General features: G+C 68.8%; 9 protein-coding genes. 4 read left to right on the forward strand and 5 right to left on the reverse strand.

The annotated features are described in order from the left end of the window. Positions 1–8: 8 nt before the first annotated feature. Positions 9–833 (reverse strand): inositol monophosphatase family protein, encoded by an 825-nt coding sequence (locus VAE46_RS11780; RefSeq protein ID WP_322797133.1) that lies wholly within the window; start codon positions 831–833, stop codon positions 9–11. Then, on the reverse strand, positions 830–1,444 hold the full coding sequence (locus VAE46_RS11785) for a nitroreductase family protein (RefSeq protein ID WP_322797134.1): 615 nt from the start codon (positions 1,442–1,444) through the stop codon (positions 830–832). The genes VAE46_RS11780 and VAE46_RS11785 overlap by 4 nt, the downstream gene beginning before the upstream one ends. Positions 1,445–1,489: 45 nt before the next feature. On the opposite strand from VAE46_RS11785, the gene VAE46_RS11790 reads away from it, so the two are divergent. Then, positions 1,490–2,257, forward strand: coding sequence for a DUF429 domain-containing protein (locus VAE46_RS11790; RefSeq protein WP_322797135.1), 768 nt, complete (start codon positions 1,490–1,492; stop codon positions 2,255–2,257). On the opposite strand, the gene argS is transcribed toward VAE46_RS11790, so the two are convergent. The 3 genes from argS to VAE46_RS11805 all read right to left on the reverse strand — a co-directional run bounded on the left by argS (position 2,220) and on the right by VAE46_RS11805 (position 4,726). Beyond that, on the reverse strand, positions 2,220–3,920 hold the full coding sequence (gene argS / locus VAE46_RS11795) for an arginine--tRNA ligase (protein WP_322797136.1): 1,701 nt from the start codon (positions 3,918–3,920) through the stop codon (positions 2,220–2,222). The genes VAE46_RS11790 and argS overlap by 38 nt on opposite strands. 54 nt (positions 3,921–3,974) lie before the next feature. Beyond that, a complete protein-coding gene (locus tag VAE46_RS11800) occupies positions 3,975–4,481 on the reverse strand; it encodes a DUF402 domain-containing protein (protein WP_322797137.1) in 507 nt (168 codons plus the stop codon). An 86-nt stretch (positions 4,482–4,567) separates the two neighbouring features. Beyond that, positions 4,568–4,726, reverse strand: coding sequence for a hypothetical protein (locus VAE46_RS11805; protein WP_322797138.1), 159 nt, complete (start codon positions 4,724–4,726; stop codon positions 4,568–4,570). An 89-nt stretch (positions 4,727–4,815) separates the two neighbouring features. Between VAE46_RS11805 and VAE46_RS11810 the strand changes: the two genes are divergently transcribed. The 3 genes from VAE46_RS11810 to VAE46_RS11820 form a co-directional block, all read left to right on the forward strand. Next, a complete protein-coding gene (locus VAE46_RS11810) occupies positions 4,816–5,304 on the forward strand; it encodes a DUF309 domain-containing protein (RefSeq protein ID WP_322797139.1) in 489 nt (162 codons plus the stop codon). A gap of 182 nt (positions 5,305–5,486) precedes the next feature. After that, positions 5,487–6,230 (forward strand): ABC transporter ATP-binding protein, encoded by a 744-nt coding sequence (locus VAE46_RS11815; protein ID WP_322797140.1) that lies wholly within the window; start codon positions 5,487–5,489, stop codon positions 6,228–6,230. Positions 6,231–6,232: 2 nt separating this feature from the next. Continuing rightward, positions 6,233–7,809 (forward strand): ABC transporter permease (locus tag VAE46_RS11820; protein ID WP_322797141.1); only part of this gene is annotated, 1,577 nt, incomplete at its 3' end.

The following is a 7,809-nucleotide window of genomic DNA, read 5'->3' on the forward strand; positions in this document are numbered from 1 at the left end:
GCCCAGTTTTACTCCCAGGCCGACCCGGCCGCCAGCCGGCCAAAGTCCTCGAGGACCGGGATGCCGCCGGCGACCACCGCGCGGGAGCGAATCGTCGCGGGCTGACCCGAGCGGTCGAGCACCTCGCCGCCGGCTTCCCGGACGAGCACCAGTCCCGCCGCGACATCCCAGGGCTGGAGGTCGGAGTGCACGTAGAGGTCCCAGCGGCCGGCGGCGAGGTAGGCGAAACCGAGGGCCGCGGAGCCGGTGATGCGCAGCGACTGCATGCCCGGCCACAGGCGCGCGGCAAGTTCCAGCTGACGGCGGGCCCGGTCGGCGTCGTAGCCGAGGTCGAGCGCGACGACGGCGTCGGCGATCGCCGGGCACGGCCGCACCCGGGCAGGCTGCCCGTTGAGGGCGCAGCCCTGCCCCGCCACGGCGGTGAACTCATCGCCGAGCAGCGGGTGAGCGGTCAGCGCGACCAGCGGGCGGTGCTGGAAGCAGAGGGCGATGGTGAAGGCGAAGTGGGGGATGCCCCGCGAGAAGTTCTTGGTGCCATCAAGGGGGTCGACCACCCACAGCCAGCCATCCGAATCGGCGGCCGAGGCGGTCTCTTCGCTCAGGATGGCATGATCGGGGTAGTGACGGCCGAGGACGTCGAAGACGGCGCGTTCGACCGCGAAGTCGGTCTCGGTCACCACGTTGCCGCGCCCTTTGACGGCGGCAACTCCCGCGCCGGCGGTTTCGCGGATGATGCTGCAGGCAAGCCGGGCGCATTCCCGCGCCACATCGAGCGGCGCCATGCCGAGGCGGGAACGAGGGAGCGGGGGCAGCGGTTCCGGGCTGACGCTCATGACTGTCGCTTGCGGAGCTCACGGGCGCTGACGGAGAGGTCCGGGGTCCAGCGGTCCTCGGCCACACGGTGCGCGCGCGGCAGCCGCCACTGCGGGGCCTGCTCGCGGGCGGCGAGGTCGGGCGGGAGGGTGGCAGGGTCGCCGGGGAAGCCGCAGGCCACCACGACGAGGATGCGGACCGACTCCGGTGCCGAGAATGCCGCCCTTACGGCCGCTTCGTCGAAGGCGGCCATCGGGTGCGCCGTGAGCCCAAGGGCGGTCGCCTGGGCCATCAGGTTCCCGAGCGCGATGCCTACGTGGAGGGGGTAGAGCTCCCGGCGGCGGCCGTCGGCCGCTGCGATCTCGATGTCGTGCGATGGGTCGGCCGCCAGCGCGAACAGGAGGGGCGCGTTCGACGCCCAGTGCCGGTTGCCTTCGTTCAGGCCGGCGACCAGTCGTTCGCGGACGCCCGGGGAGCGGGCGATGAGCACGCGAGTCGGCTGCGTATTCCCGTGCGAGGGAGCGAGCGCCGCGGCCTCCCAGAGCAGGTCCTCGTATGCGGGCGGCACCGGCTCAGGAGAGAAGGCGCGCCCCGCGCGCCGCATGGCGATCGCCGGGAGCAGCTCGGGCATGGGGCAATGGTGGCACGCGGGCGCCGGCGGCGCTACGGTGCGCGGGTGGAGAGCTGTTTCGTCGGCATCGACCTCTCCTGGACGGCGCGGCGGCCGAGCGGGCTGGCGGTCATTGAGCACACCCCGTCGGGGTGGCGGCTCTCGACGCGGAGCGAAACCGTCGCGGCGTGGGACCTCGCGAACTGGCTCAGCAGCCTGGGCGAGCGAGTTGTCGTCGGGGTCGACGCGCCGCTGGTCGTGGGCCCGGACCGCACCGCCGAGGCAGAGATGGCAGGCGCCCTCGGGGGGCGCGGGGTTCGCGCCTTCGCCGCGGGGACGGCCTTCCTCGAGCGGCACAACTTTGTGGCAGGGCCGGAGCTTGCCCGCGCCCTCGCAGCCGCAGGCTGGACGCTCGGCCCTCCGCCGGGGGACGACGCCGCGGGCAGGTTTGCCTTCGAGACATTCCCACGCGGCCTGGCCGTCACGCTGCTCGGTTTTGAGCGGCCGCCGGAGTACAAGCGTGGTCCACTCGTGCAGCGCGGTGGGGAACTCGCGCGTCTCCGCGATGCGCTGGCGGATCGACTGGAGCAGGCCGCTATCCCGGGCGACCTCCCGGAGTTGCCGGGCGCCGCCGAGGGCAGCTGCCCGCTCGGGCGGGCGCTGAAGGACGCCGAGGACCGCCTGGATGCGGCGCTCTGCGCGCTGGCAGCGTTCACTGCCCGCGCGGGGGTCGACCGGGCCGACCGGTTCGGCGCGCCCGAAGCCGGGGAGATCGTGCTGCCGGGAGCGTCGGGGGTTACATCCGCTCCGGGGCGCTCATCCCCATCAGGCTGAGCACGCGAGCCAGCGCGATGCGCGCTGCCAGTACCAGCCGCAGGCGCGCCCGGCTGAGGGCCTCGTCGTCGGTGATGACCTTGAGCGACGGATCATTCTGCTGCTTGAAGGCGTCGTTGAAGGCGTGGAAGGCGGTAGCCAGCGACATGGCGTAGTGCGGCAGCTGCTGCGGTTCAAACGTGGTGGCCACCGATTCGATGACGTCGGCGAGGCGCATCATCTCGCGCACAAGGGCCAGCTCGTGGGGCTGGCGAAGCAGGCCGACGTCGCCACCCTCGGGCGTCAGACCCTGCTCTCGCGCCCGTTCGAGGATGGAGCAGAGGCGGGCGTGGGCATATTGGACATAATAGACAGGGTTCTCGCTCGACTGGCGAACCGCCAGGTCGAGGTCGAAGTCCATCTGGGAGCCGGGCGAGCGGTAGAGGAAGAAGAAGCGGGCGGCGTCCGGGCCGACCTCCTCGACAAGCTCATCGAGGGTGATGATTTCGCCGCCGCGCTTGGAGAGGCGGACCACCTCGCCGCCGCGCTTCACGGTCACCAGCTGGTAGAGGAGGATGTGGAGGGCATCCGGGTCGGCGCCGACCGCGCGGGTCGCGGTCTTCACGCGCGAAACGTGGCCGTGGTGGTCAGCGCCCCAGACATCGATGACCAGGTTGAACCCGCGGCGGATGAACTTGTCCCAGTGGTAGGCGATGTCGCTCGCGTAATAGGTGGGGCGACCGTCGGAACGGACGACCACGTTGTCCTTGTCGTCGCCGAGCTCGCTGGAGGCGAACCAGAGGGCGCCTTCCCGCTCCACGAGCATGCCGCGCTCACGGAGGATGGCCATGACCTGCTCGTAGGCGCCGCCCTGCTCGTAGAGCGACCGCTCCGAGAACCAGCGGTCGTAGCGCACGCCGAAGGTCTCCAGGGTCTGGCGAATCCGGGCGACCATCAGCTCGATGCCGAGATCGCCGAAGCCTTCGGGGGCCGGCTCGCCCCCTGGCCGGAAATAGGCGTCACCGTGGCGGTCGCGAATCTCCCGGGCCAGTTCGATCATGTATTCCCCGGGATAGCCGTTCTCCGGGATCGCAACGTCGCGGCCGAAGAGCTGCTGGTAGCGGGCGTAGAGCGTCTCGGCGAAGGTATCGGCCTGGGTGCCGGCGTCGTTGACGTAGTATTCCCGCTCGACGTCGTAGCCGGCAGCGGCCAGGGCGTTCGCCAGCGCGTCGCCGATCGCTGCACCGCGCCCGTTCCCCACATGGAGCGGACCGGTGGGGTTGGCCGACACGAATTCCACCTGCGCGCGGCGCCCGGCCCCGAGCGAGCTATCCGCGAACGCCGGGCCGGTGGCGATGATGTGTTCGACCTGCTGCTGGAGGAAGCCTTCGGACAGGCGGAAATTGATAAACCCGGGCGGCGCGACGACCGGCAGCTCGATGGCCGGGTCAGACGGGATGTGCCGGGCGATGGCGTTGGCCAGCTCGACCGGGGGGCGCATGGCCGAACGGGCCAGCCGCAGGGGCAGGGTCGAAGCGAAGTCGCCGTTTGCCGGGTCCTTGGGGCGCTCGATGGCGGCCCCGGGGATGGCGACATCGGGGAGGTCGCCGGCGGCGACGGCCGCCGCTGCGGCCCGGGCCACCAGATTCTCGAGATGGGCGCGGATGGTTCGGGTATCGGGCATCGAGGCTACAGCGTAAATCGCACGGGGCGATTGCGACAGGGAGCGCGCGCCGCGTCAGCCCAGGTTGAAGGGGAAACCCCGGCGACGGGCGAGCTGCTGCACCTCGTCGGCCGCGGCCTGCGCACGCGCGATAACCTCCGTGGGGTAGCCATACCGGCGAGCGTGTTCGCGGAACTCGTCCTCGTCGAGGAGCTCGATACAACCGTTGGGGTAGACCTTCACGTCGAGGTCGAGGTCGACGTAGCCGAGCTGGCAGCCGTCGAAGGTGGGCGGCGTGGTGATGTTGCAGTACCAGAGCGCGGTTCGGCAGCCGGGCCGGGAGAGGCGGAAGACGTTGTACCAGCGGTCACGCCAGAAGTAGACGAGGGAGTCGTACGGCGAGCGGAATTCGCCCCGCGACGTGTAAATCGGCGTGCGGGCGCGGTAGGCGGTTACCAGGAGGTTGCCGTCATCGGAGACCACGCGGAACGGCTGCAGCCAGTGCGGGGTCCCGTCGTACTTGGTTGCCCGGAGCAGCACCCGCGAGCCGGGCGGTGCCGTGGGGCTGAAGCGCACGTCCATTGCCGGATGATACACACGGCGTTGGCACGGGGGAGGGAACTTACGTGAAGTTCTTCGAAAATACTGGCTGGTAAGCCAGTCAATAGCTAATCGTTGATGAAGAGGAGCCCGCTCACGATTCCGACGACCAGGGAGACAAAGGCGAGGAGGTAACAAAAGGCAACCTGGCCCGCGGAGAACGACTCGCGGACGTCCGTGTGCATCGGCGCGGCGTTGGGGTCGTGATGGGCGTGGGTATCGGCCATGGCGTAACCTCCGGGGGATCCGCTTTCATTCTGTGCGGCTGGCGGCCGATGCGCACGGTTGGGCAGCACTCGCCGCCTGGGAGGAGCGCGTGAAACGACGTCTTGTCAGCAAGCGCATCACGGTTCCGGGGAACATTGCCCGCTTCTGCGGCGATTTCACTGCGGGGAAGTTCTACGAGGCGCACGAGCACCTGGAGGAGATCTGGCAGCAGGAGCGCGGACCCGTCCGCAGCCTCTACCAGGGGCTCATCCAGGCGGCTGCCGCCTACGTTCACCTTTCCCGGGGAAACTACCGTGGGGCGCGCCGGCTACTCCAGACCTCGCTGGGCTACCTCGCACCGTACCGACCGGGGCCGGTGATGGGCTTCGACGTCGAAGGCATCGCCCTGGCGCTTGAAGCCGCACTGGCAACCCTGCTGGAGCTGGGGCCGGAGCGAGCCGGTAAGTTTCCCATGGACCTGCGGCCGACGATGGCCTGCGACATGACAGCCCTTTCGGGTGAGGCGGTGCGCTTCCGGGCGTGGGGGTTTTCCGAGGACGGGACTGCCCTCACTGAAGAGATCACCGTGGCGGAATGATGATGTCTTAGCAGGAAATTAAGAAAGTTGATCTCCGAGTTGAAAAAGACGAGATAACGTCGTACGCTTTCCGCCATGTACGATGGAACGAGGTGCTTCGCCGCTCACCGCGAAGCCGGCGCCGCCATAACGCCCCGGCATCGGCCCCGCTGTAACTGTGGTGACACCGGAATGGAGCCAGCATGACCGTCTCCCCGAATGAAACCGTCATTGACGCCCGGGACGTCGTGAAGACGTACGACACCGGGACCGTCCAGGTGCAGGCACTGCGCGGCGTCACCCTTACCGTCGCCCGCGGCGAAATGGTCGCCATCATGGGGCCCTCCGGCTGCGGCAAGACGACGCTCCTGAACTGCCTCTCCGGCCTCGATGAGTTCGATTCCGGCGCGGTCTACATCGCCGGCCAGGACATCACCCACATGCCGGACGACCGCAAGACGGAGTTCCGCGCCCGCGAGATGGGGTTCGTCTTTCAGACGTACAACCTGCTCCCGGTGCTCTCGGCGGTCGAAAACGTTGAGCTTCCGCTCATCGTCTCCGGCGTGCGCCCGAAGGTGGCGCGTGAAATGGCGCTCGAGGCGCTGGACCGCGTGCACCTCCGGCAGTGGGCCAACCAGCGGCCGGCGCAGCTCTCCGGCGGTCAGCGGCAGCGGGTCACGATCGCCCGCGCGCTGGTCAACCGCCCGTCGATCGTCTGGGCCGATGAGCCCACCGGGGCCCTGGATTCGAAGACCGCCAACGAGATCATGGACCTCATCGTCGAGCTGAACGCCGCCGAACGGCAGACCTGCGTCATCGTGACGCACGACCCGAAGGTCGCGGCCCGCTGCCACCGCACCATTCACATGGAAGACGGCGTCATCGTGCGGCAGGACAGCCGGGAGCAGATGCTCGCCTTCATCGCATCCGGCGGCGGGGCGGAATAGCGATGAACGAACTGTTCGGCGTTTCGATGACCATCATCGCCAGCGTCTGCGTCGTGCTGACGCTCCTCATCCTGCTGTTCATCGGCTACATCGCCTGGCGCAACCCGGTGATGTTCAAGATGGGGCTCCGCAACATCCCCCGGCGCAAGGCACAAACGGCGCTCATCATCGTCGGCCTCATGCTTTCGACGCTAATCATGAGCGCTGCCTTCGGCACCGGCGACACGCTGACGAGCTCCGTCAGCTCCGAGGTCTACGGCATCCTCGGGGAGGCCGACGAGTGGATTTCGTGGGATAGCCGGGAAAACCCGGCGCCCGTCGAAGACCAGGTCATCCCGCTTGCGCAGGTCGATGCGTGGAAAGCGCAGCTGGCGGGCGACCCGGATATCGAGGCCATCGTGCCATTCCAGCGCGAGACCCTGCCAGTTCAGAACCCGCGAACCCGCCTGAACGAACCCTCAGCCCGACTGGTAGCGTTCCGGGCCGCGGACGCCGAGGCGCTCGGAGGTCTGCGAGACCTGGAGGGGCGGGAAGTTCGCCTCAGCGGCAATCAGCTGGCCGTCAACAAGGACCTCGCGGAGCAGGTCGACGCCCGGGTGGGCGACACCCTGCTGGTGTTCTATGAGGGCCAGCCGGTGGAATTCCAGGTCGCCGCGATCGTTCCTTCGAACGTCCTGTCCGGCGCCATCGACCCGAACGCGAAAGTCGGGGCGGCCGTGGACTTCGCCACCTTCGCCGCGCTGACGGGACGGGGCGACGTCGCCGACGCGGTCATCGTCTCGAACGTCGGCGGCGTGCGGGACGGGGTCGACCGCTCGAAGGTGGTGGCCGCGAAGTTCGAGCAGCTGCTCGACGGGACGCCTTACCGGGTGGTGGAGCTCAAGCGTGAGCTCGTCCAGACGGCCGAGCTCATCGGGTCCGCGTTCACGGCGATTTTCGTTGTCTTCGGCCTCTTCTCCATTGCTGCGGGCATCCTGCTCATCTTCCTCATCTTCGTGATGCTGGCGGCCGAACGGAAGCCGGAAATCGGCATGGCGCGGGCGGTCGGGGCGAAGCGGCGCCAGATTGTGGAGTCGTTCCTCTCCGAGGGCATGGGCTACGACCTCGGCTCGGCGGTGGTCGGGCTGGTCGCAGGCATGGCCGTGACGGTCGGGATGGTCGAGATCATCCAGTACTTCGGCGGGGACCAGCTGGGCCTCAATGTCACGGTGAACTTCACCCTGCGGAGCATGGTGACCGCGTTCTGCCTTGGGGTGATCGCCACCTTCCTCGTCATTTTCATCGCCTCGTGGCGGGCGAGCCGGCTCAACATCACCGCGGCGATTCGCGACCTGCCCGAGACGCACCCGATCGACCCGGAGGCTTCGACCTGGCGCGGCTACTTCCGTGCCGCCATCAACGGCATCGCAGCGTTCTCCCTGCCGGTCGGCGCGGCCTTCCTCCTGTTCGGGGCGCCCGGGGTCCTGCTCGGGGTTCCGCTGATGGTGGTCGGACTCGTGGCCCCATGGTTCTACCTCCTGCGCAACAGCGACCTGGCCGCGCCGCGTTCGAAACGAACCGGGGAGCCGGCTCCGCGCTG

This window comes from Tepidiforma sp., from assembly GCF_034433535.1.
Taxonomy (GTDB): Bacteria; Chloroflexota; Dehalococcoidia; order Tepidiformales; family Tepidiformaceae; genus Tepidiforma.